At 46.5% G+C, this 21,965-nt stretch carries 19 protein-coding genes; 14 read left to right on the plus strand and 5 right to left on the minus strand.

Annotated features, from left to right (window positions below; translation table 11 throughout):
* Window positions 1-223 precede the first annotated feature (223 nt).
* Window positions 224-565, plus strand: coding sequence for a hypothetical protein (locus QUB77_RS04830; RefSeq protein ID WP_333169998.1), 342 nt, complete (start codon window positions 224-226; stop codon window positions 563-565).
* Window positions 566-708: 143 nt separating this feature from the next.
* Here QUB77_RS04830 and QUB77_RS04835 read toward each other — a convergent pair whose 3' ends face one another.
* Entirely contained in the window at window positions 709-1,101 is a 393-nt protein-coding gene (locus QUB77_RS04835) for a DUF4189 domain-containing protein (protein ID WP_333169997.1), read from the minus strand.
* 135 nt (window positions 1,102-1,236) lie between these two features.
* Here QUB77_RS04835 and QUB77_RS04840 point away from each other — a divergent pair, with 135 nt between their 5' ends.
* From QUB77_RS04840 to QUB77_RS04860, 5 genes are all read left to right on the plus strand, one after another.
* Window positions 1,237-2,082, plus strand: coding sequence for a hypothetical protein (locus QUB77_RS04840; RefSeq protein ID WP_333169995.1), 846 nt, complete (start codon window positions 1,237-1,239; stop codon window positions 2,080-2,082).
* Between the two features lie 12 nt (window positions 2,083-2,094).
* Window positions 2,095-2,733 (plus strand): ThiF family adenylyltransferase, encoded by a 639-nt coding sequence (locus QUB77_RS04845; RefSeq protein WP_333169993.1) that lies wholly within the window; start codon window positions 2,095-2,097, stop codon window positions 2,731-2,733.
* 129 nt (window positions 2,734-2,862) lie between these two features.
* Entirely contained in the window at window positions 2,863-3,306 is a 444-nt protein-coding gene (locus QUB77_RS04850; RefSeq protein ID WP_333169992.1) for a peptidoglycan-binding domain-containing protein, read from the plus strand.
* Window positions 3,307-3,703: 397 nt separating this feature from the next.
* Complete coding sequence (locus QUB77_RS04855; protein ID WP_333169990.1) at window positions 3,704-4,060, plus strand: peptidoglycan-binding domain-containing protein; 357 nt, start codon at window positions 3,704-3,706, stop codon at window positions 4,058-4,060.
* A gap of 143 nt (window positions 4,061-4,203) precedes the next feature.
* Window positions 4,204-4,770, plus strand: a complete 567-nt coding sequence (locus QUB77_RS04860; RefSeq protein WP_333169989.1) for a DUF924 family protein — start codon at window positions 4,204-4,206, stop codon at window positions 4,768-4,770.
* A 212-nt stretch (window positions 4,771-4,982) separates the two neighbouring features.
* Here the strand turns inward: QUB77_RS04860 and QUB77_RS04865 are convergent, their stop codons facing one another.
* The gene (locus QUB77_RS04865) at window positions 4,983-6,329 is read right to left on the minus strand and encodes a PQQ-dependent sugar dehydrogenase (RefSeq protein WP_333169987.1); all 1,347 of its coding nucleotides are present in this window, start codon (window positions 6,327-6,329) and stop codon (window positions 4,983-4,985) included.
* 356 nt (window positions 6,330-6,685) lie between these two features.
* Window positions 6,686-7,186 (minus strand): autotransporter, encoded by a 501-nt coding sequence (locus QUB77_RS04870; protein WP_333169986.1) that lies wholly within the window; start codon window positions 7,184-7,186, stop codon window positions 6,686-6,688.
* Window positions 7,187-7,859: 673 nt separating this feature from the next.
* Here QUB77_RS04870 and QUB77_RS04875 point away from each other — a divergent pair.
* Window positions 7,860-8,495 carry a L,D-transpeptidase gene (locus tag QUB77_RS04875; RefSeq protein ID WP_333169985.1) on the plus strand — a complete coding sequence of 212 codons (636 nt, stop codon included), beginning with the start codon at window positions 7,860-7,862 and terminating at the stop codon, window positions 8,493-8,495.
* Between the two features lie 196 nt (window positions 8,496-8,691).
* Here the strand turns inward: QUB77_RS04875 and QUB77_RS04880 are convergent, their stop codons facing one another.
* Together QUB77_RS04880 and QUB77_RS04885 are read right to left on the minus strand one after the other, a co-directional pair.
* Window positions 8,692-10,560 (minus strand): tetratricopeptide repeat protein, encoded by a 1,869-nt coding sequence (locus tag QUB77_RS04880; protein WP_333169984.1) that lies wholly within the window; start codon window positions 10,558-10,560, stop codon window positions 8,692-8,694.
* Between the two features lie 72 nt (window positions 10,561-10,632).
* A complete protein-coding gene (locus tag QUB77_RS04885) occupies window positions 10,633-11,406 on the minus strand; it encodes a Uma2 family endonuclease (protein WP_333169983.1) in 774 nt (257 codons plus the stop codon).
* Window positions 11,407-11,608: 202 nt separating this feature from the next.
* Here QUB77_RS04885 and QUB77_RS04890 point away from each other — a divergent pair, with 202 nt between their 5' ends.
* From QUB77_RS04890 to QUB77_RS04920, 7 genes are all read left to right on the plus strand, one after another.
* Complete coding sequence (locus tag QUB77_RS04890) at window positions 11,609-12,421, plus strand: ABC transporter ATP-binding protein (protein WP_333170255.1); 813 nt, start codon at window positions 11,609-11,611, stop codon at window positions 12,419-12,421.
* A gap of 168 nt (window positions 12,422-12,589) precedes the next feature.
* The gene (locus QUB77_RS04895; RefSeq protein ID WP_333169982.1) at window positions 12,590-13,327 is read left to right on the plus strand and encodes an ABC transporter ATP-binding protein; all 738 of its coding nucleotides are present in this window, start codon (window positions 12,590-12,592) and stop codon (window positions 13,325-13,327) included.
* Window positions 13,324-14,184, plus strand: coding sequence for a DMT family transporter (locus QUB77_RS04900; RefSeq protein ID WP_190734590.1), 861 nt, complete (start codon window positions 13,324-13,326; stop codon window positions 14,182-14,184). Before QUB77_RS04895 ends, QUB77_RS04900 begins: the two co-directional genes overlap by 4 nt.
* A 191-nt stretch (window positions 14,185-14,375) precedes the next feature.
* The gene (cobN, locus tag QUB77_RS04905; protein WP_333169981.1) at window positions 14,376-18,191 is read left to right on the plus strand and encodes a cobaltochelatase subunit CobN; all 3,816 of its coding nucleotides are present in this window, start codon (window positions 14,376-14,378) and stop codon (window positions 18,189-18,191) included.
* An 85-nt stretch (window positions 18,192-18,276) separates the two neighbouring features.
* Window positions 18,277-19,908: a hypothetical protein gene (locus tag QUB77_RS04910; RefSeq protein ID WP_333322836.1), complete on the plus strand. Its 1,632-nt coding sequence runs from the start codon at window positions 18,277-18,279 to the stop codon at window positions 19,906-19,908.
* Between the two features lie 307 nt (window positions 19,909-20,215).
* Entirely contained in the window at window positions 20,216-21,136 is a 921-nt protein-coding gene (locus QUB77_RS04915; protein ID WP_333169979.1) for an NAD(+) kinase, read from the plus strand.
* A gap of 323 nt (window positions 21,137-21,459) precedes the next feature.
* Window positions 21,460-21,945, plus strand: coding sequence for a hypothetical protein (locus QUB77_RS04920; RefSeq protein ID WP_333169978.1), 486 nt, complete (start codon window positions 21,460-21,462; stop codon window positions 21,943-21,945).
* Window positions 21,946-21,965: the final 20 nt, after the last annotated feature.

Raw genomic sequence — 21,965 nt, forward strand, 5'->3', positions numbered from 1 at the left:
TGCCCCCTTTTGCGATTAAATTGTTATTACGATCGCAGTACAGCGCTTTCTTATAGACTAGAGTGATGGGGTAGCGACGGGGCGATCGCCCTTTTTGCTTCAGTCCGTTTCTATACCAAACTCCGAGCGCGCTAAATCTCAACGAACTGTGCAGCGAACTGTGCAGCTAACTGTGCAGCGAACTGTGCAACCCACAATACAACTACTTTAACTTCTTAAAACTATGGGACAAAAGTCGAAAGCCAAAAAATCCCAGCTCAAAAAATCCAGTTTGCTCTGCCAGCGACTCCAAGAAGCTCTCGATCGAGGCAGTAAAGTTTGGATTAAAACAAATAATAGTAGTTTCGGCGGCATCCCGACTAATTTGTTCGGGGAGTTTGTCGAACTTTTGGTGATAGTTCCCCCTAACGAACAGGCGGAACATATCGATGCTTACGGACAAGTTACGTGGCTGATTCGACTCTCTGATATTATTGCACTCGCTTACCCTACTGAATATTGGTCTAAAGATAGATTAGAAAGTTTGCTGCCACCCGATGCAGTTACTTCCGAAGTAGGAGATTAACTGCGTAGGGTGTGCATTGCGTACCCTAATTTTAGCTGAGTTGTATTTGGTATGGTGTGCAATGCACACCATACATTTACTATTTTTTAAGTTGTTTTAGCAGCCAACATATACACCTCTTCCACCAATTTTTATCAGTTTAATTAGTTGTTGCAAGCTGAAAGCTGCACTTTACAACTGCCACCCTCTAGTTCGCTGCAACCTGCGAGAGCTTGAGCTTCTGCTGCGGCTTGATCGTCGCCCCAGCCCGCACCTGCTCCTCCTTTGCCTACGGCGATCGCTCCACAATTATTACTATTAGAGGTCAGCGCTTCGCAATCGTTAGCACCTCCGCTTTTTTCATTGCAGACGGCTACTGCTGCGTTTAGTGCTTCTTTCTCTGTCGCATGATCCCAACTAATACCAGTGGCGTCAGAAGTTGGAGAATAGGCAGTAGCTCCATAGGTGTCCTGAGCTTTAGCTACCTGGACTGAGCCAAAAAGAGGAAGTGTCAAAGCTGTGACTACAACCCACTTAGAAAAAAGCTTTTGCAGCATATTTACTTAAAATATTTACCAGGTTAAGTTGCGAGGTTCGCTCAATATTAGATTAGGAGATTAATTTCTGTCAACAGTGTTGAGAAATCTTTATAATTTCTTAAATTAAAAGTGTTTTCTGTAACAAAAAGTAAGATGATGGAGGTCAATTCAGTGCCAGATATCCGCACAATCCTCAGCCAAATCGCTGCCCGAGAAGCGCACCTACTCGATACCAAATTCCTAGCTCCTTGCGTGCGCGGGGGAAGCGTGCGGATAAGAGTTAGCTCAATGATTTATACTTTTCTACCGCAGCCACGCAACTTTGAAGGATGGGCTATTTTTGCGCCCCTCAATCAAAAAACTGCTTCAGTAATTGAGGAGCCGAGTTTGCCGCAAGTGGCCGAGTATTTGCAACTGCTCGTCCCCGTTCGCTTGCACTTGGCTTGCGTGCTGCAAGGGCAAACTTGGCTGGCTTATCCTGTTAACGAATCTGATGCTAAACAGCGCACTGGTGTTGCGAAACCCGTACCCGTACATTTAGTAACTGAAGGTTCGCAGTTTGAGCCGATTGTTGCGCGGTGGGACGGTCATTGTTTGTGGTTTGAAGAGATTGACAGACGCGCCGATCCGCTGCCGTCTGAAAAGTTAAAAGCAGCGTTAAAAAAGTTGATTTTGCCTCCCGAAGTTCGCTTTAAAGGGATGACACCGGAAATGCGAACAGTTTACGAATTAGTGTCCCGAAATATTAAAGGTTTCGATCCAAAAGTGCGGGCCCAAAAACGCTTGCAGCGGGCGCTAAAAATGGGCGGCGGTGAATTGCGGGATTTTTGCGATCGCGAAAATTATTGGCTGGTTGAATGGACTAGCGGAACGGGAGAACACCACACTTCTGCGATCGCCAAAAATGACTTGACAGTTATGAGTGCGGGCATTTGTCTCAGCGGATTAGACAAAGACTTCGACTTGCATTCCTTGGTTGGAGTAGTCGAAAATCGATAATTCTTGATTACCATGAGCATATTTTTTCACGAACAACTTTACAGAAGTGCCGCAGTGATGTCGCAGATCAAAAATTTCCCGGTAACGGTGTGCGGGGCGGGCGCTTTGGGTGCGAATATTACAGAAAGTCTGGCGCGATCGGGCTTTTGTCAGTTAAAAGTCATCGATCGCGATCGCATTGAGGAACGCAACCTTTCCACTCAACCCTATTATCGATCGGACATCGGCGCCTTCAAAGCCAAAATTCTCGCCAACAACCTCTACCGCGCTTTGGGAGTCAGCATTGACGCGCACTCAAAAGAATTGACACCCGCAAATGCCGATCGGCTGCTTGCCAACAGCGCCACAGTCATCGATACTTTTGATAACAGTGTCGGGCGACAAGCAGTCAAGGATTACTGTGCGAGTGCCTCCCTTCCCTGCGTGCACGTCGGATTAGCTGCCGATTACTCCGAAATAATTTGGAACCAACACTATCGGGTTCCTTCAGCGGCGAATGATGACGTTTGCGATTACCCGCTGGCGCGAAACTTGGTAATGCTGACAGTTGCAGTTGCTTGCGAAGTAATTGTTACCTTTGCTGCTACCAAAGAGCAACAAAATTTAACTTGTACGATCGGAGATTTTGCAGTAAAGCCACTTATATTGTAGAATGTCGGTTGACTGTTGCCAGAAACCAGGTCAATCAAGATTGGATGCCCCCATCCCAGAAACCCGGTTTCTCACCCTCAAACAATCGTCCAACTTGCAAAAAACGCTTGAAAAATTAACAGGGAAATTATGTCCGAACAAGTTTGTACTGGTACTATTTCACTAGAATGCAAGCCAAAACCGCCCCCTCCCCCGCCTCCGCCTCCGCCTAAGCCTAAGCCTTCGCCGCAGACTTTTTATTATTTACTTGCAGTTCTGGGCTTATTAGTTTTGACTGGCGCCAATGCAGCAAACTATACAGCGGGCAGCACTATTTGCCCCACTAATGATTGCCACGAACCCGAAGTCAGACACCACAAAAGGATTTTAAAACACGGATCGAGAGGGGCAGATGTGAAGAAACTGCAAAAGTTGTTGAACGCGCGGGGCTTGTCCCCACACCCGATCGTAGTTGATGGCGTGTTCGGCCCGACAACTCAAAAAGCTGTGAAGCGATTTCAGCGGCAAGCTCACCTTCATGTAGACGGAGTTGTGGGAGGCAAAACTTGGGACAGAATCTTTGCTTCTTCTTAGCTTTAAATACTGCTTGCAGTTGTGCTGTGACTCGCTCTTTGTGAAACTGCAAACAGGGAAATCCTCGCTTGCAATATCTCGACTTTAGTCCTTCTTTATTCGCCAAAATTCGGAGGACTGAAGTCCGCACGATGTAACTTACGAAGGATCGAAAATTTAATAACTTAAACACGTTCTACACCTACAGTCCTATCTCTTGTAAGCTGGGAGCTAAGAAGCATCGTCAGTCGATTTTAGATTTTAGATTTTAGATTTTAGATTGACTCCACAGATGAATCGGGGAGTTTGAACTTTAATCTAAAATTTTTGGATAATCCACGACTTGAGTCGGGAAGACGATACCCGTTTTTCGCAGGTCAAACTTGCAAAAAACGCTTGAAAAATTAACAGGGAAAGTATGGCCGGATCACAGACTTTTTATTATTTACTAGCAGTTCTCGCCCTATTAGTTTTGACGGGCACAAGTAGAGCAAACTCTGCAGCGGGTTCCGCAGCTTGCTACACTGATGATTGCCATCGACCAGCAGTGAGACACCATAAAAGGATTTTAAAATGCGGCTCGAAAGGCGAAGATGTGAAGAGACTGCAAAAGTTATTGAACGCGCGGGACTTCTCCCGACACCCGATCGTAATTGATGGCGTTTTCGGCCCGACAACCGAAGATGCAGTGAAAAGATTTCAGCGGCAAGCTCATATTCCTGTAGACGGAGTTGTGGGAGGCACAACTTGGGACAGACTGTTGGCTAGTTTGTAACTTTAAGCACCGGACAACAAAGGTTCCTAAGTCATCATTGCTAATCATTAATCGCTGGGGTTTGTAGTTGGACAGATAGCGCATTTTGTGCAACTACAGACACAGAAGCTTTAATCAACAATCAATCGCATACTAGATTGCTAATGAAGGAAGTTTTAGATTTTTGGTTTGGTCGATCGCACTCTCCTGAGTTTGGCAAAGTCCACAAGAAATGGTTTGAAAAAGATGCGGATTTTGATGCAGAAGTGCGATCGCGATTTCTCCCCCAATACGAACTCGCCGCATCCGGTAAACTCGACTCATGGCAAGATTCCCCCGAAAATTGCCTCGCATTAATTCTACTGCTCGATCAATTTCCGCGTAATATGTTTCGCGGAACGCCCCAAGCATTCGCCACAGACAGCAAAGCTTTAGCCACCGCTGAATACGCTGTTAATAATAAATTCGAGCGCGAATTGCTGACTGTACAAAAATTGTTTATTTATCTCCCTTTTCAACACAGCGAAAACTTAGAAAACCAGCAAAAATCTGTCGAACTATTTCGCCAACTCAGCGGCGAACCAGACAGCGATTCAGTCCTTAAATACGCGCTGCAGCATTTGGAAATAATCGAGCGTTTTGGGAGATTTCCCCACCGCAATGAAATTCTCGGACGCGAAACAACCCCCGAAGAAGCGGAATTTCTCAAACAACCCGGTTCGGGATTTTAAAGCGCGATCGCAAAATCTCGATCGTTCTGATATATTCGAGGCTTGTAGAGGCAGTTTTAGGCCGCAATCAGAACCAACAGCAGACAATCTCTCTACAAAACCCGCCGCAACCCAACGACTATCAAAATTGAATAGTGAAATTAGAAAAGAAGATAAATTCTTGATTCAACAAAAAGTATACCAGGGTGAAGAATTTATCAATCGCCCAATCCTCAGCCGCGATACTGCACTCGATAAATCCGGTTATTCGCTTCCTCAGTAAACAGCAAACTCCCGTCAGGTAAAACCAGCAAACCAACAGGCCTCCCCCAAGTTGTCGGGCCCGACGGATCTGTGAGAAAACCAGTCAGAAAATCCTCATAATAACCTTGAGGGCGTCCGTTCGCCGCATTAAAAGGTACAAACACGATTTTATAACCAGTTCCTGCGTTCCGGTTCCAACTGCCGCGAAACGCCACAAACGCCCCGTTGAGAAATCTTTTAGGAAACGTTTTGCCGTCGTAAAACTGAAGCCCCAAAGCCGCCGAATGCGCCTGAAACAGCACGTCTGGCATTAATGTTTTAGCCGCCAAATCAGGTCGATCGCTATTGCCATTTCTGGAGTGGCGCGGGTCGAGCAAATTCGGCTTAAAATAAGTGTAAGGCCAGCCGTAAAACTCGCCTTGACGAATTCTTGTTAAGTAATCCGGCACCAAATCATCTCCCAAACCGTCGCGTTCGTTGACCGTCGTGTAGAGTTGATTTGTTTTTGGGTGAAAATCCAATCCCACCGGATTTCGCAAACCGGAAGCAAAAATTTGCTGGTTCTTGCCGTCCAAATTCATCACTTGAACAGACGCCCTCGGCAGCGGTTCGACATCGGCATTAGACTGCGAGCCAACTGATACGAAAAGCTTGCTATTGTCGGGGGAAACGACAACATTTCGCGTCCAGTGTTGGTTGTAGCCGCCGCCCGGTAAATCGGCAATTTTTTGACCAGTACCAGTTAATTGTTCCTGCCCTTTTGTGTAGGGAAATCGGCGGACTTCAGCGGTATTTCCGAGGAAAAAATAGCGATCGGCAAAAGCCATGCCAAAGGGAATATTTAACCCGTTTTGGGCACTTGCAAAAGTCTTGCGAACCTCAGCAACCCCGTCGCGGTTGGTATCTCGCAACAGTGTAATCCGATTCTGCCGGGTTTCTGTTACCAAAACATCGCCTGTCGGCGTCAAAGCCAGCCATCGGGGAGCGTCTAAATTGTCAGCAAAAACGTTAACGACAAAGCCAGGAGGGACTTGCAGCACTGGCGATGCGGGAATCGGTACTACTTGAGGAGGTTTTGAGGCGCTTTCGCTGGCTCCTGGCTGCGGCAAAGTAGTTGCAACAATGCGGATTGGCTGCGGCGACAGCGGTTTGGTCGGTACAATTTGATTGGTCCCAACATTTGCCAGGGGTGCACGGGAGGGAATTTGCGACACTGGGCCGTTGTCGCCCACAGCAGGCGCGATCGCATCTGTAGCTCGATCGCACCCAATCATCGGCAACAGCAGAATTAGCAGCAAGAAACGCAGGTAATACATAGCAGCGATTTCTCAACAATTGCGGGACAATTCTATTATTCTAACTGCTATTAAACAGCTAAGCCACCGCCCCGGCGGTGGCTTAATTCCATTTACTGATACCAGTTGCAAAAAAGAATGCAAGTGTAGGCTAGTGCTCCAAACCTTGAGCTCGATCAGTCAATCGATTTTAGATTTTAGATTTTAGATTTTAGATTGAAGAAAGCGACGCCACTGATAACTCCGAGGGCTTGCGATCCGGATTCGAGCTTTTTTCTCGATCCACGAATGAATCACGCGACTGGTGACCACATTGCTTTTGGTCATTCCCAATTCTCTAATCAAAAATCAAAAATCGAAAATGGTATAACCTAGGTCTACCAAAGCCCTCTCACAGGAGCCGGACGGGGAGCCGGAGCCGGAATCGGACGCGGAGCCGGAACCGGAGCCGGAGCCGGAGCCGGACGAGGAGCCGGACGCGGTGGCGGTTCGGGAGCCGGACGCGGTGCCGGTGCTGGGGTTGCGGGACGAGCAACCGTTGTGGCTACAACCTTATAATCGGGGATCACCGCGATATTTTGTATCTGAGATCCGGCGACTGTGGCTCTGACTTTCATTCCCGGTACTAGGCCAATAATTCTCAGGACGCATCTTTGAATCCTGAGAGTCCTGTACGGCGCGTTTTCTTCGCGAATAGTTACTACGTCACCAACAATATCTTTGACAAAACCGACAATGGTTCGAGTGTTTGCGGTTGTGGTGGTCTGCGTTTGGGCTATTTGAGTTGCAGGGTTAGCCATCGCCGGATGCACTGAGACCGCCGAAATTAGCACCGACAGTGTTGCACCTGTCAATAATTTGATCTTCTGAAGACGCATTGAAACCTCACATTAACTGCTATTCAGGGTCGGGTTTGCTTCCGCTGCACGGAAGCCCCAACCTCTATACCTAATCCAGTTTAATCCCCAGAGTAGGAAATTTAGGACAATCTCAAAAAAAGATTATCGAACAAGTATTGAAAGACTAAATTTTACATCATAAGTTCCCGATTTACAACAAGTTCAGCGGTTTGGATCTCTAGAGTGTTGCCGTGATATATTGAGTTTATTCGATCGACCTTAGCAGTTTTTTTCCGCCAACCTAACTGTTGCTGGGCGGAACTCTACCCAAAGACAGATTGTGGTTGCCGGATACAGCAGCGCCATAGTTTAAATACTCAATCGCCAGTCGGTCATGGCTAAAAAATCAAATTAGTCGGAGGTGAAATTTAATCATTTTCGGGCAATATTTACGCATAAACCGGGTTTTCTCACGACATTCTATTGCGTAACTCCACTGAGCCGCTTATAAAAAGCTTGTTTTTTTCGTAGTATTATTGCCTAAGCTTTGTGTAGAGTTACAAATTATCAGTGGTGGAGTTTCAACTAAAAACTGTGCAGCGCTGTGGCCGTCAAAAAGCCATCTCAAAATTTTTCTGATCGGGTGCGGTTGGCGGATAATTAGATAGGAACTTTGTAGGAACTGCTGGTGAGGAGTTTAGCGAATAAAACAATGGTGAAGAGCAAATTTTTGTTTGACAAGTTAATTGTACTGAGCTTGAGTGCAGCCGCGCTGTCGGTCGGCCTACAGCAGCAGGCGACTGCCGAAGTGGTGGCTAGTTCAAGTAATAGTGCGATCGCAGCGCAGCGGCCCACATCCGAGACACAATTGCCGAATCTCGGAACCCCAGAACTGCCGCCCCTGGGAGAACCATTTCGTTATATTCCCCAGGAACCAAAGCCTGCGGTAAATCCTATTGAGGAAGTGCGTTTAGTCCTGAAATTGCGAGAACGCCGCGTCTATGTTTACCGACAAAATAAGGTGCAAACCAGTTTCCCGGTTGCTGTGGGAAAAGGTGGCTGGGAAACTCCTACAGGCAATTTTAAAGTTATGCAAATGATCAAAGATCCAGTTTGGCAAAATCCTTGGACAGGAGAACTTATTCCTGCGGGGCCAGACAATCCATTAGGGAGTAGGTGGATGGGGTTTTGGACGGATGGCAAGAATGTGATTGGTTTTCATGGTACTCCGAATCCAGAGTCGATCGGGGGGGCGGCTTCTCACGGCTGCGTCAGAATGTTTGATAAAGACGCACAGGCTTTATTTGAGAAAGTGGCAGTTGGCACACCGGTGATAGTTGAGCATTAATTATTTGGAGGTTGGGGTGCATAAAAACATCCAGGAACAGGCATCTTGCCTGTTCCACAAAGACTTAAATTTGGTTGTGGGGTGGGCAGGAGAGCCCGTTCATGAAAGACTGATTGATAACGGTGATTTTCGGTGAGTTAGAACTTACACCTTAAACCCTCTCAGCAACAGGCTTTCCCGCCTGTTGCACAAAGATTTAAATAGATTGCTGATATTTTTCCAGCAACTCCGGGATGTAATCGTAGCCGTCAACACCGATCGCCGGAATGATATTCGCTCGACTTTTCGCCAAAGATTCTTTAAAAGATTCCGCCCCCATTTGACCGCGCAAAATTGTCAACAAACCAGCCGATTGACGCCACTCCATCGCACCAATTTGCTCCAAAGTATACATCCCCAAACTGCCCGCAAATATCGCTTTTTCTAGTGAGTTGATTCTGTAATAAGCTTGAGCCAAGTAAGCCAAATTCAAACCTTGCAAATATAAATCCCCTGAGAATTGAGCTGCTTGCCAACCTTTGAGCAAATATTCGATCGCAGATTCAGCATTTTCTAGGGCGATTTTAGCAATACCGAGACTGCTGGAACAAAAAGCTTGACTTTGCCTGTCTCCCAATTTTTCCGATAGCAACAAACCTTGTTCCAAATAACCGATCGCACTCTCGTAAACCTCCGGTTCCACCTCCTCCAACTGCCGCGCTTGAAACACTTCACTGTAACCCAAATTAGCCAGAGCATTTGCCTCGCCTTGCCTTTCTCCCGCTTGTCGTGCCATAATTAAAGCCCGCTGGCTGTAATTAATCGCTTCCTGATAATTTTTTTGAGCAACATAGTTACGGCTGATGTGATTGAGATTGGCTACTTCGCAAGCTTTGTCTCCTTCGGTACGGGCAATTTCCAGCGCTTGCTTGTGCAGCAAGAGCGCTCGCTCGTAGGCCCCAGCCGCCTGCATCGAATAACCCAAAAGCGTCAGAATCCGAGCTTTCGCTTGAGTGCCTTCAACTCGCCGCAGCGGTTCGTCTAAATAATCCAAAGTATGTCGCAGGGCTTTACCATCAAATGAAGCAAAAATTCCCCCGTAAAGCGGAAAATATTCTCGCTGAGAAAAAGCGCGCAAAATTTGCAAAGTTACTTGAAAACAAGCATTGGCCAACTGCTCACCGCTCTTGGTAGAATTATTAAACCCACTAGCTAGCTGACTCCAAATTACCGCAAAAGTAATGTAAGTAGAAATTGAAGCTTTTGTTGACACTTTGGAATCGTAAACTTGCTTGTCAAACCATGTCGCCAACGCCCGCTGCAAGCACTGCAAAATAATCGCCGCTTCCACCAATATGCCTAAATCTAAATTCGATTGCTGGGCGGCGAATTGAACTACAGATTCACCTAGCGCAATAGTATTCAAAAGAGCTTGGGGAAAGGGACTGTTAACTTTTTTGGCCCAAAAAGCCCAAGGCCCATTTTGTTCGGGACTACCGGCAAATCCTAGCTGCTGCGGCTGATAAATCCAGCCCACAAGTTCCGGTTCCAAACGCTGCCAAGATTCCAAACCTTTGGCGATGCCGGCGGTTATTTGCTGCAAATCTTGTTCGGTTTCGGGATTGGCAGTTTGCAGCATTTGTTGGTGCAGAGATTTGGCCAATTGCTGCAATTGAGCGAGAGTCAGCGGATGTTCTTTATTCGGATCGATTACTTGCAATAATGCCAGGAGGCGGGCGTTAGATTCGGCGGTAACGATTTGTTGGATTGAGGATGCAATTGCGCGATCGACGCGGTTATCTTTCTGCCAGCGTTCCCATTCTCCTTGGATGGTTTTGAGAGCTCGGAGGGTGCGATTTGCCTTTGCTTGTTTGATTTCGTCTTTTTCATTTCTGACTTGATTTTCGGCGGCATCAAGGCGTTCGCCGAAACAGCGTTCAAAGATTTCCCCAGTACCGGTGCTAATGTCTTGCACCAGCATTTGATAAACTTGTTCTTTAGAGCGAATTTGACCTTTGAGGGTGATTTCGACAATTTTGTCGATTAGGGCTAGGTAGCGATCGCGCAATGAGGTAGATTCAGGCATAATTTATTTTTAGTTAATAAGTTTTTATCGACAGCGCTTGCAGCTTGCACAATTTCATGCTGCTATTTAATTTTACAGCTCCTCTGGATTAATGCCCATTGCTGTGAGGCGCTCGGCTAATCGATTTGCTCGCTGACTTTCTGATTCTGCCCGCTGACTTTCTAATTCAGCTCGCTGCCTTTCAAACTCCTCTGGAGTCTGAACCCAATCGCCACTGACATCGTACCAACGCAGCCACAATCTCGAACAACCTTGATAACAACCTTCCCACAAACCTATACCTAATTCTAATTCCGGTATCCAGAATCTGGGTTCGGTTAAAACTTGTTCGCGGTAACGATTGCCAATCAAGCGAAATATTCTCAAATGATTGTTGTACCGAGTGAAAACAAAGTAGTAAGGAATCTGCAAAATCTGTTCGTAAACTCGCCACTTAGTAGGCGGTTTATTTCCTGCTTCTTCTGTAATTCCTAAATCCTCATCTTCAGTTCCAGGTGACAGCAGTTCTACTACTACCAGAGGACTGACATTTTCTTGCCACATCACGTAGCTGAGGCGCAATTCGTCACCTCGATAGAATCTCGGAACCCCCAATACGACAAACCAATCAGGTCTTTTGTACCAATTGAGATGGTTAGAATCGTAGTAGAGATTGAGGTCTGTGGCTATAAATATTTGTTCTGGCGGGTGGTTGGCGGGGCGACAGGTTAAACGCAGCAGTTCGGGTTGAAACTCGTGGAATTCGTCAGGCAAACCGGGTTCCTCCGGGTCTTCACTGGGTAAATCATACATCGTAGGGAGGACTTTTGTTTGCGAAGGCTGCGAATCCGGTACGTACATCGTCATAAGATTACCCAGGCGAGACGGCTTGAGGAGATTGAAGCGGTACGGCAATTGTAATATTATAGCGGTTTTCCGTTGAATCAGCTAGATGCCTAGTAATTAATAATGGGTAATTGGTAATCAGTAAAAGATTAAAAGGCGGGAGGCTATTTATTAAAATACCAATTTGAGGCATAATGATATTGCCGATTTTATAGAGTTTTTTGTGATTTCCGAACCCCTTACCATCTCAAAAAGCAATTCCATCTTAGAAGCACAAGGGTTAACTCGCCGCTTTGGTGGTTTAATTGCTGTAAACGACGTATCTTTTACAGTTGAAAAACACGAGATATTTGGATTGATCGGCCCTAACGGCGCGGGCAAGACAACTCTATTTAATCTAATGACTGGACTGATACCTGCTTCGAGTGGCAATCTAATTTATCAAAACGAAAATATTTCTAAACTGCGACCTTATCAAATTGCCAATAAAGGTATTGCCAGAACTTTTCAAAATATTCGCTTGTTTGGGGAACTTTCTGCTTTGGACAACGTGGCGATCGCCCGACACATCCACAGTCGATCGCACAATCCCGTTTTATCGGTGCTGGCGGGGATTTTCGGCTTGCCAGAATCTAACGCAATGGAACGCAAAACCCAGCGGAAAGCCTTAGAATTGTTGGATTTAGTCGGATTGGGCGATCGCGCGGGCGAACAAGCCAAAAACTTGCCCTACGGCGACCAGAGGCGCTTAGAAATTGCCCGCGCTTTAGCCCTAGAACCGCAAATATTGCTGTTAGATGAACCGGCTGCGGGCATGAATCCGAATGAAAAGCACAAATTAAGCGAATTTATCCGAGAAGTGCGCCAACAATTCAATTTAACTGTAATATTGATCGAGCATCATGTACCGCTAGTTATGGGATTGTGCGATCGAATTGCCGTCTTGCATTTCGGTCAGCTTATTGCTTTGGGAGAACCTGCTGTTGTGAGGAATGACCCGGCGGTAATTGAGGCTTATTTGGGAGATGAAACGTAGAAATTGTAAATGTTTCCCGGCTCAGGCGGGGAACGAGTAAAATTAATAGTTAGCCTTAAATGAATCTTCCAGCCCTCTTAACAGGAATTCAGCTATGAGCCAGGTTTCAACCCCTGGAGGACTGCTGGAAAAGAGACAGTTTGGTCATCAAAAATCAAGTCACAAAAAATGCAACATAGCCCACCCAAAACAACCCAAAACATCCTCTTAGAACTCAAAAATGTTTCTGTAAGTTATGGGGGAATTCAAGCCATACAAAATATTAATCTCACGATTAATGGGGGCGAGGTTGTCAGTCTCATCGGTGCCAACGGTGCGGGCAAAAGTACCACATTGAGAGCTATTTCTAAAATAGTTAATTTGCGACAAGGACAAATTATTTATAGCGGACGCGATATTAGCCGCCGCCAAGCTCACGAAGTTGTGAAATTGGGAATCGCCCACAGTCCAGAAGGGCGGCGGGTTTTGGCGCAGCAAACGGTGTTAACTAACTTGGAATTGGGGGCCTATATTCGATCGGACTCGGCGGCAGTAAAAGCAGATTTAGAGCGCCAATTTGAGATATTTCCGCGCCTAGCAGAAAGGCGGCGCCAGCTAGCAGGAACCCTCAGCGGCGGGGAACAGCAAATGTTGGCGATCGCCCGCGCTCTGATGAGTCGCCCGAAGCTGCTATTATTAGACGAACCCAGTTTAGGCTTAGCACCTGCGATCGTCAAAGAAATTTTTGCAATTATTCAAAACCTCCGCTCAACAGGCGTTACAATCCTCTTAGTCGAGCAAAACGCCAATTTAGCACTGCAAATTGCCGATCGGGGTTACGTACTAGAAGCTGGTAATATTACCCTCACAGGTATAGGAGCGGATTTGCTAAACGACGAGCGAGTCAGGAGCGCATATTTAGGATGACTTGGTTAATTTTTGGAATTTTGAGCGCTTTCTTTGAAGCCGTCAAAGACGTTTTGGGCAAACAAAACCTCAAAAAAAGTGACGAATATGTCGTCGCTTGGTCTTTCTCATTTTTTTCAGTCATCTTTTTGATTCCCTGGGTATTTTATACAGGAATTCCGACCTTAAACTCTCAATTTTGGCTCGCCCTATTAATCGGAGGTAGCATCAACGCTGTCACAGCCCTCCTCTACATCAAAGCCATCAAACTATCAGATTTATCCCTGACACTACCGATGGTAGCTTTGACACCATTATTCATGTTGGTAACTTCACCGTTAATTGTCGGTGAATATCCCAAATTATTTGATTATATTGGCATTTTACTAATCGTAGCAGGCTCTTATTTATTAAATATCAAAGAGAAATCCAAAGGATATTTAGCCCCATTCAAAGCACTGCTGGATGAACCAGGGCCCAAATTGATGTTAATCGTCGCATTACTATGGAGTATTGCCGCAAATTGTGACAAAATAGGAGTTACCAATTCCTACCCTATTTTTTGGGTATTCTCTTTGTTTGGTACAATGAGTGTTTTGCTACTGCCAGTTTTATTGCACAAAACCCCAAATCCAGGGCGACAAATTCTCAAACAATTACCAATGCTAGCTGCTATGGGGTTTATCAATGCTACTGGAATAATTTTTCAAATGCAAGCTTTGACATTAACGTTCGTAGTGCGAGTGATCGCGATTAAGCGTACTAGCGTGTTAATGGGTGTATTGTTCGGTCATTTCATTTTTAAGGAAAAAGATATTCAAGAAAGATTATTAGGCGCCGGAATCATGATTTTGGGAGTTTTATTTATCAGTTTATAGGTTGAGATTTTCGGGACTTTGACGCTCATTCTCCCCCCGAATGTAGGGGCGATGCCCCCGTGCCCGCCCTCTCTCGGTTGGGCGGGGATGTCTTGGTTTGAAACAAGCCCTAGCATCTATTGATGTATAAGTCATGTTATACTCAAGGCGATCGCACTTTCTCTAACTATTTATTAACATAAAAAAAATTAATGCACAAAATAGCAGCCACACCCGGAGGTTGGAACCCTCAAGCAGAAGGAGTAATTTTTATTCAGCAAACCCCAGCACCAATAGTATTTATTAGTGCTGCTGACACCGACATTCAAACTCTCGCAGCCGCTGCATCCAAAATGCCGGCAAAATTTCCCAAAGTGCGCGCAGTAAACCTGCTTCAGTTACAGCAACAACTAACAATTGATACTTATGCTGAGGAAGTTTTAGAACGCGCAGAGGTCATAATCTTAAGACTTTTAGGAGGGCGTTCTTATTGGTCTTACGGGTTAGAAATTCTGCGGGAAACTGTGCAGAAAACTAACGCATCACTGATTGTAATGCCGGGAGAAGACAGTCCAGATCCCGATTTAATCAGCCATTCCAATGTATCGCTGTCAGCAGTCAATCAACTTTGGCGTTACTTCACAGAAGGTGGAGTGCAAAACTTTGTTAATGCACTAAAATTTGCCGCCGATACTTGCCTAAAAACTGCTTATAGTCCGCCCCTACCTCAAACAGTTTCCCGCGTCGGAATTTATGATTGGAAAAAGCAAAGTGAATCGTCTCCAACTTGCGGACACGGGGACATTACTTCTACATCTAAAGTCGGAATTTTATTTTATCGCGCTCATTATTTATCAGGAAACTTAGCCCCAATTGATGCACTTTGTCAAGCTCTATCTGAGCGAAACTTAGTCCCTGTTCCCGTCTTTGTGTCTTCTCTGCGGGAACCAGATTTGCAAATAGAATTGCTGGAGTATTTTCAACCTAAAGAATCAGAACCAATTCAATTATTGCTCAACACCACAAGTTTTGCAGTCTCCGGTTTCAGCAGTCAAGAACCGGAACAAAATAGCTTAAAATCCTTAGACGTTCCCGTATTGCAAGCAATCTTCAGCGGTGGCGGTTTGGAACAGTGGGAAACGGAACTTCAGGGACTTTCGCCGCGGGATGTGGCGATGAATGTAGCATTGCCGGAAGTAGACGGAAAAATCATTACTAGGGCTGTTTCTTTTAAAGCCGTACAGACTTGGAACAGCGAATTAGAAACAGATGTAGTAGGCTATGTAGCAGCGGGCGATCGCATTCAATTTGTAGCAGATTTAACCGCGAATTGGGTGAAAATGAAACAAACCCCAGCCGCCAACAGACGCATCGCCATAATTTTAGCAAATTACCCCACCCGCAACGCCCGCTTAGCCAACGGTGTCGGCTTAGATACGCCCGCTAGCTGTGTCGAAATCCTCAAAGCTATGCAGCAAGCTGGCTATCAAATTGAAAACATCCCGGCTAGTGGCAATGAGTTAATTGAACTGTTAACTTCTGGCGTAACAAATGACCCGGAAGGACGCGAATTGCGGCCTGTTCATCAATCTTTGGATTTGGCAGAATATGAAGAATATTTTGCTAGTTTGCCGCAGCAAGTGCAAGAGGGGATTTGTAAAAGATGGGGGCTTCCGGGAAGCTATGCACAAGATTTTATAAGTAACAATAGGTCTTTTCCGATTCCGGGGATTCAGTTCGGTAATGTATTTGTAGGAATTCAACCATCGCGGGGATATGAACTTGACCCCGCATTAAATTATCATGCACCCGACTTAGCACCCACTCACAATTATCTAGCTTACTATTACTGGCTGCGAGAAAAGTTGGGAATTGACGCTATAATTCATGCCGGAAAACACGGCAATTTAGAATGGCTTCCGGGTAAAAGTGTAGCATTGTCTAACAAATGTTATCCAGAAGTAGCATTAGGCGCGATGCCGAATTTTTATCCCTTCATTGTCAACGATCCGGGGGAAGGTTCCCAAGCAAAAAGACGATCGCAAGCCGTGATAATCGACCACCTGACACCGCCGATGACTCGCGCCGAACTCTACGGGCCTTTGCAGCAGTTGGAAACCTTAATTGATGAGTATTGCGAAGCCCAAAGTTTAGATCCGTCCAGATTGCCCATGATTCGCGATCGCATTCTCGCCCTCACCAACAAAGAAAACTTGGATCGAGAGTTAGGAATACAACTAAATAAATCGGAATTTACAGAATTTATCACCCGCACAGACGGCTATCTTTGCGAACTCAAAGAATCCCAAATTCGCGACGGATTGCACATTTTTGGGCAGTGTCCCGAAGGTAGACAGTTGAGAGATTTGATAATTGCGATCGCCCGCCATCCCACCAACGGGCGATCGGGCATAACCCGCGCCCTAGCAGAAGACTCAGGCTACGATTTCGACCCGTTAACGGCCGATCCGACCTCAAAAATTCAGAACCGCACAGCCGGCGATTTAACAGCAGAACTCGAAGAAAAAGGCGCTGAATTAGTAGATAACTTAATCAAAAACATCCGCGTTAATCCGCGTTCATCTGCGGTTAAAAATATCCCAACAGGAGAAGCAACCAAACAAGAATTAGACTGGATAAATAACTATCTTTTACCTTCACTCCTCCAAACAAACCAAGAAATTACCAACCTTTTGCGCGGACTAGATGGGCGGCACATACCAAGCGGCGCATCGGGCGCGCCCACCCGCGGCAGACCAGATGTATTGCCCACCGGCCGAAATTTTTACTCAGTAGATATCCGCGCGATTCCCACAGAAACCGCCTGGAGAGTTGGCCGAGTTGCCGCTGAAACTTTAATCGAAAGATACACCCAAGAAAACGGCGAATATCCGAAAACTTTGGGTTTGTCAGTGTGGGGAACATCCACCATGCGGACGGGGGGAGACGACATCGCCGAAGCCTTGGCGCTGATAGGAGTTCAACCAGTTTGGGATGGCCCTTCGCGGCGAGTTGTAGATTTTGAAATCTTGCCAGTTTCTGTTTTGGGGCGGCCGCGCGTTGATGTTACTTTGCGAATCTCTGGCTTTTTCCGCGATGCTTTTTTTAATTTAATTGATTTGTTTGACAGTGCGGTAAAAGCTGTGGCAGATTTAGACGAATCGCCAGAAAACAATCCTTTAGCAGCACAAGTTAAGGAAGAGATTTTGTATTGGGAATCTACAGGTTTGAGTCAGGAAGAGGCACAAGGGCGATCGCAATTTCGAGTTTTTGGCTCAAAACCGGGTGCTTACGGCGCAGGACTTCAAGGCATAATTGAAGCTCAAAACTGGACTGACGACAGCGATTTAGCAAAAGCTTACATTAATTGGAGCAGTTACGCCTATACCTCCTCTAGTTCCTCAAATTTGCCCGGAGGTGTAGCAGGAGTTAAACAGAGTGAATGGGGATGTTCTGCACCCGAAGCATTTGAACAACGCCTCGGCCAAATGCAAATAGTTCTGCAAAACCAAGACAACCGCGAACACGACATCCTCGACTCGGATGATTATTATCAATTCCAAGGGGGAATGACGGCCGCAATTCGCAATTTGCAAGGCAAAAATCCTGAAACTTATTTTGGCGACAACTCGATTCCTGAAAATCCAAAAGTGCGGCAACTGCGGGAGGAAATTGCGCGGGTTTATCGCAGTAGGGCTGTGAATCCCAAATGGATAGAAGGTGCGATGCGTCACGGTTATAAAGGTGCTTTTGAAATTGCAGCAACAGTTGATTTTTTGTTTGCTTATGATGCTACGGCAAATTGTGTAGAGGATTTTATGTATGAAGGAATCGCAGAGGCTTACATTTTTGATGAGAAAGTGCAGACATTTATTCAAGAAAACAATCCTTGGGCACTGCGAGATATGGCGGAAAGATTGCTAGAAGCTCGTCAGCGGGGGTTGTGGCAGAGTGCGAACGAGGATACATTGGATAAATTGAGGTCGATCGCCCTGGAAGCCGAAGCCGTCATCGAATCCCATACATAAATACTCAAAACGTCACGATCGCCGCAGCAGAGAAATGGCGGCTTGCGGTAATATCTAGTAATGTTTCGCGATCGCTGAAAGCTTTATGATTCGCCGCTACATTGCTAGCATCAGCACCAGCATCCTCAAACGTACCTGCGCTGCAGCCGCTGTATTAGCCGTAACTTTGGGATGTTCGTCAACGAAGCCGCCCAACACTGGAGCGCCATCGGGTTCGATCGACGAATCCGCAGTCCTAGCGCAGTCCCCAACGTCTCTGTTAGCTCAAAACCCCAACAAAACCAGAAAATCCCTCAGCCTTCCCTCTTGCCCGCAAAACGATGCCTTCACGGAGTCAGTTAACTTTGCCACCCAAGCTTCTAATTTGGCTCAATCAGCCAATTCAAAACAAGACTGGGACGAAGTAGCTGCTTTGTGGGTGCAGGCCGTCGCCTGGATGCAAGCCGTTCCCGCCGGCAGTCCCAGACGGGCGTTTGCGGAGAAAAAAGTAATCGAGTACATGAGAAACCTGGTTTATTCCCAGCAGCAAGCGAGCGCAACCAGATCGCAAGCCAGTACAGTCAGCTTCAGCAGTGATTTGCTAAACGAACAACTACAACTTTACCTATCCTACGTTGCGGCGGTCGGCCCACCAGATGTTTTGATTGTCGGCAGTTCCCGCGCATTGCAGGGCGTCGATCCCAGACAGCTAAAACAATCTTTGGCCCAAAGGGGCCGTCCGGGCTTAAAAGTATTTAACTTTTCAGTCAATGGGGCAACTGCACAAGTAGTTGACTTTCAACTACGGCGGCTTCTGAAGCCCGGTCATTTGCCTCAAATGATTGTCTGGGCCGATGGTGTGCGGGCATTTAACAGCGGCCGGGACGATCGCACTTTTAATTCGATCGTCGATTCTGAAGGCAGCCAACTTTTAGCAGCAGGCATTCGCCCCGAACTGGAGTTGGATGAACCCAACGAGATTCCGATGTGTTACAGATTCCCGCAGCCCTGCGCTAACAACAATTTCCGCAAAGCATTTACCTCTATCGATCAACCGTCGAGTGGAACGGGCATCTTGCCCGTTGCTGAGAATGCTGCAGGCGGGCAAGACACCCACCCCCCAATCAAATTCCTCTCCAGTGGAACGGGCATCTTGCCCGTTGCTGAGAATGCTGCCAGATATGAGTTAAAACCGATCGCAGCGGATGCAGCAACTCAAAAAGCACAATTGATTCCAGTCTCGCGACGCACAACAGTAGCCCTCAGACAACTCAACCAATTGGCAGATTCGATCGACTCCAACGGATTCATGGCAATGTCGGGCAAGTACAATCCCAACACTTATTATCGAGAACGCGCTTACGTTTCAGGCCAGTACGATCGCGACTACGAAAACTTCAACCTCGGCGGCAAACAAGCAGCAGCCTTTAACTCAGTTGTAGCATTTACCAAAGCTCGCAAAATTCCCCTAATTTTCGTCAATTTGCCCCTCACCAACGACTACTTAGACGGAACTCGCCTGCGGGCAGAACAGCAGTTCCGGCAGCGGATGCAGCAACTCTCGCGGCAAAAAGGCTTCGCTTTCCGCGACTTTTCGCAGCGGTGGCCCGGCCGCAATGACTATTTTGTTGACCCCAGCCACCTCAACCGCTTTGGGGCGAGCGCAGTTTCTAGCCTACTTGCGGCAGATTCCAGTATTATCTGGCCACGGCCCAAATCCCGACGCAGCGAGGGATAATACCATTTTAGATTTTAGATTTTAGATTTTAGATTCAAGAATTGGGAATGACCGATTTTGATTGTCGATCTTCGATTAAAGTATGGGAAATGACCGATGATATAAGGGTTTGGAGCTTTCAAAAAATTGGATTAGTTTTGGGAATTGCTATAAACCACAGGGAGAGTCTCCGACGGGAGATGCCCTGTGGCATCGGAATAATATTTTTCCGACTACAGTGCGATCGTGCCAGTCGCGGCAATTCAGTCTAAAATCAAAAAATCAAAAAATCTAAAATCTAAAATCTAAAATCTAAAATCGATAGGTTGTGCAACTAAAACAAGTAATTATCGCCCACAAAGCCAGAGATACCCTCAGCCAGCGGTGGGCAGAACAGTGTGCCCGCCAATTAGAAAGTCGCGGGTGTCAGGTTTTAATGGGGCCCAGTGGCCCGAAAGATAACCCGTATCCGGTTTTTTTAGCTTCTAGTAACAGCCCAATTGATTTAGCGGTAGTGCTGGGGGGCGACGGTACGGCCCTAGCTGCTGCCCGGAATTTGGCGGCTGACGGCATCCCGATTTTGGCAGCGAATGTGGGGGGACATCTGGGCTTTTTAACCGAGTCTTTTGAGGATTTCCAAAATACTGAGGAGATTTGGGACAGACTTTCGGAAGATAGGTATGCTGTGCAGAAGCGGATGATGTTGCAGGCAACAGTTTTTGAGGGAAACAGAAGCAATCTCGAACCCCAAAGCGATCGATTTTTGGCACTAAATGAAATGTGTGTCAAACCTGCTTCAGCCGATCGAATGCCGAGCTGTATTCTAGAAATGGAAGTTGACGGCGAAGTAGTCGATCAATATCAAGGCGATGGTTTAATTGTGGCAACTCCCACCGGTTCGACTTGCTACACCGCATCTGCCAATGGGCCGATTATGCACTCAGGAATGGACGCGATCGCAGTTACTCCGATTTGCCCTTTGAGTTTATCCAGTCGGGCGATCGTACTCCCGCCCGGTTCCGTCGTCAGCATTTGGCCTTTAGCAGATTACGAACTCAGTACAAAACTCTGGACAGATGGCATTTTGGGTACTGCAATTTGGCCAGGACAGCGCGTAGACGTGCGGAGGGCAGACTGCGAAGCCCAGTTTATCATTTTGCGGGAAAACTATTCTTATTTCAACACTTTGAGGGAAAAACTTCACTGGGCAGGAGCCAGAATTCGGTACAGCAACAATCACCGCAATTAATCCGAATCATCCACCATTAATCATTAATCTGTAGGGGGGGTTTTACCAACAATATTTGCCTAAAATCAATAATCTCATAAACCCGCCCCCACAAGGCAATAAATCGCAATTTACATTTTTATGCTTCGAGCGAAAGAAAGGTTGATATGGGTTAGTAGTTGTGTGGCGGCGGGTTTATATAATAGATGGTTTGCCGTCATTAAATATTATTCGTAAAACCCGCCCCTACAGGATGCTATTTTACAGGCAAAACCTGCCCGGCCCAACATACAATTTCTGTACTCTGTTAAGATCGCTCAATATCTTGACAAACAGCCTGATCTATGCAGATTTCCCAAAAATCAACCAGACCTTTCAACCCTCAAGATACATATCCCTGTCCCGTGTGCCGCACCGGTCAAATTTCTACCATGCCGATGATGGACGCCCTAGCTTGCAACTTCTGCCAGCACATTTATACCGCAAGCGTTGAAAGACAATCGCTCCAAATGGCCGATCGCCAACCGCCCGTAACTTGGCACTGGAACGGCAAACAGTGGATAGGAGCACACCTCGAAGGCGTAGAATTCGGATGGCCCTACTTGGCAGCGGCTTTTGGTCTAATTTTCCTTCCCACTACCTTGCTCGGACTTTCAGCTTACTATTTTCCCCCGGTTCCCGGCAGCCGGTTGTCGTGGCTGCCCGTAGCTTGGACAGGCTTAGCTTTTTTGTCCCATTTAGGCATTGTGCTGTGGTTGGTAGGTGAATTTTATCAATTCCCGCTGTTAACTTATTTCAGAGCTTGGGGGCGCAGGATTCGCCGGCGCTAGCTTAAATGCTCTCTAACAGC

Origin of the sequence: Microcoleus sp. AT9b-C3 (genome assembly GCF_036705485.1) — a bacterium.
Classification (GTDB): domain Bacteria; phylum Cyanobacteriota; class Cyanobacteriia; order Cyanobacteriales; family Microcoleaceae; genus Microcoleus.

Excerpts from the sequence above, each read along its gene's own strand:
- QUB77_RS04920 (WP_333169978.1), top strand. The coding sequence starts at position 21,460 with ATGCAGATTTCCCAAAAATCAACCAGACCTTTCAACCCTCAAGATACA.
- QUB77_RS04895 (WP_333169982.1), top strand. The coding sequence starts at position 12,590 with ATGCAACATAGCCCACCCAAAACAACCCAAAACATCCTCTTAGAACTC.
- QUB77_RS04900 (WP_190734590.1), top strand. The coding sequence starts at position 13,324 with ATGACTTGGTTAATTTTTGGAATTTTGAGCGCTTTCTTTGAAGCCGTC.
- QUB77_RS04840 (WP_333169995.1), top strand. The coding sequence starts at position 1,237 with ATGATGGAGGTCAATTCAGTGCCAGATATCCGCACAATCCTCAGCCAA.
- QUB77_RS04860 (WP_333169989.1), top strand. The coding sequence starts at position 4,204 with ATGAAGGAAGTTTTAGATTTTTGGTTTGGTCGATCGCACTCTCCTGAG.
- QUB77_RS04835 (WP_333169997.1), bottom strand. The coding sequence starts at position 1,101 with ATGCTGCAAAAGCTTTTTTCTAAGTGGGTTGTAGTCACAGCTTTGACA.
- QUB77_RS04850 (WP_333169992.1), top strand. The coding sequence starts at position 2,863 with ATGTCCGAACAAGTTTGTACTGGTACTATTTCACTAGAATGCAAGCCA.
- QUB77_RS04830 (WP_333169998.1), top strand. The coding sequence starts at position 224 with ATGGGACAAAAGTCGAAAGCCAAAAAATCCCAGCTCAAAAAATCCAGT.
- QUB77_RS04910 (WP_333322836.1), top strand. The coding sequence starts at position 18,277 with ATGATTCGCCGCTACATTGCTAGCATCAGCACCAGCATCCTCAAACGT.
- cobN (WP_333169981.1), top strand. The coding sequence starts at position 14,376 with ATGCACAAAATAGCAGCCACACCCGGAGGTTGGAACCCTCAAGCAGAA.
- QUB77_RS04870 (WP_333169986.1), bottom strand. The coding sequence starts at position 7,186 with ATGCGTCTTCAGAAGATCAAATTATTGACAGGTGCAACACTGTCGGTG.
- QUB77_RS04845 (WP_333169993.1), top strand. The coding sequence starts at position 2,095 with ATGAGCATATTTTTTCACGAACAACTTTACAGAAGTGCCGCAGTGATG.
- QUB77_RS04875 (WP_333169985.1), top strand. The coding sequence starts at position 7,860 with ATGGTGAAGAGCAAATTTTTGTTTGACAAGTTAATTGTACTGAGCTTG.
- QUB77_RS04865 (WP_333169987.1), bottom strand. The coding sequence starts at position 6,329 with ATGTATTACCTGCGTTTCTTGCTGCTAATTCTGCTGTTGCCGATGATT.
- QUB77_RS04885 (WP_333169983.1), bottom strand. The coding sequence starts at position 11,406 with ATGACGATGTACGTACCGGATTCGCAGCCTTCGCAAACAAAAGTCCTC.
- QUB77_RS04855 (WP_333169990.1), top strand. The coding sequence starts at position 3,704 with ATGGCCGGATCACAGACTTTTTATTATTTACTAGCAGTTCTCGCCCTA.
- QUB77_RS04880 (WP_333169984.1), bottom strand. The coding sequence starts at position 10,560 with ATGCCTGAATCTACCTCATTGCGCGATCGCTACCTAGCCCTAATCGAC.